We start from the raw sequence: 1,133 nt of genomic DNA, 5'->3' as shown, positions 1-1,133 counted from the left end.
CGTTCGCTGGGGGTTGCCCGTGGCGGCATGTGTCACATCACCTCTTCCACTGTCTGTAACAGGATGACCGCAGGGCCGTCCCGGAATCGCCCGGAAGCGCATCACACGCGTTCGCTCGGCTTCTCCTTCCCTGGGAGGGGTGGGCGTGTGGCAGGGAGACAGGCCACCGGGAGAAACCCCCCGTGAGAAAAGGGAGTTGTCGTGCACCTCGACGTCGTGTCCTGCCTGTTGCCGACCTCCGGCAAGGGTGACGCCCCGTTCGTCGCCAGTCGGCCCGAGGATCTCTGCTACAGCTTCACCCTTCCGGCGGCGCCCCGTAGTCCCGGGGTCGCACGGGCCACCACCCGCGCCGTCCTTCGGGCGCACCGGCTGGATGATGTGGCCGAGCCGGTCGTCCAAGTCGTGAGTGAACTGACCACCTGCGCCTACCGTCTCTCCCTCACCAAGGAGATGTACGTGTCGCTGCGTTACCGCGACGCCGCCCTCCGGGTGACCGTGTACGACGGGCACCCCCGCCACACCCACGCCCGCCTCGGCGCCCTCTGCGTGCTGAACCGGCGGGCCACCCTGCGGCTCCTGGACGAGGTCGTCCGGGCCTGCCGGGGTGACTGGGGCATCGGCGGGGCCCGTGAACCGGGCGGGGGAACTCGGATGTGGGCCGTGCTGCCTCGGGCGGGGGCCATGAACTACCTGGGCGGCCAGGACTGAGACCCCCGGTGTCTCATGGCCACAGGAGGCCCCGGGACCAGCCTTCACCCTCCCTCCGGTACGTCACCCGCACATGCCGCCGCCGTTCGTCGCCCTGGAAGAACTCCACCTCCTCGGGGTGGAGGTGGTACAGCGTCCACGTCGGCGACTCCGCCGTGGGGTCCGCCTGGGCCTCGTGCCAGGCCGCGTCGGAGACGGACGCCAGTTCCTCCAGGGACGCCAGGGGCTCGCTCTGGCGGCCGGTCAGCGCCGCGGCCAGCGCCCCCGTCGAGCGGGCGTGCAGGTCCGCCTGGGCCGCCCGGGCGGGGGCGATCGACACCGGGCCCCGCAGCCGGACCTGGCGGCCCAGCACCGGCCAGTAGAAGGTCAGGGCCGCGTACCGGCGGGCGTCGAGCTGCCGGCCCTTGCGGCTCGTCGCGTGCGTC

Annotated in this window: 2 protein-coding genes; one reads left to right on the top strand and one right to left on the bottom strand. The window is 72.1% G+C overall.

The genetic code is table 11. The features are described from left to right. The first annotated feature begins 201 nt into the window (after positions 1-201). Positions 202-708: an ATP-binding protein gene (locus tag ACFY9I_RS42630; RefSeq protein ID WP_359540188.1), complete on the top strand. Its 507-nt coding sequence runs from the start codon at positions 202-204 to the stop codon at positions 706-708. A gap of 13 nt (positions 709-721) precedes the next feature. On the opposite strand, the gene ACFY9I_RS42625 is transcribed toward ACFY9I_RS42630, so the two are convergent. Next, the coding region (locus tag ACFY9I_RS42625; protein ID WP_391012949.1) for a pyridoxine 5'-phosphate oxidase C-terminal domain-containing protein at positions 722-1,133 on the bottom strand (412 nt) is incomplete at its 5' end.

It is taken from the genome of Streptomyces sp. NPDC012510 (genome assembly GCF_042955065.1).
In the GTDB taxonomy this organism is placed as follows: domain Bacteria; phylum Actinomycetota; class Actinomycetes; order Streptomycetales; family Streptomycetaceae; genus Streptomyces.
This window is presented reverse-complemented; position numbering and strand designations above follow the sequence as displayed.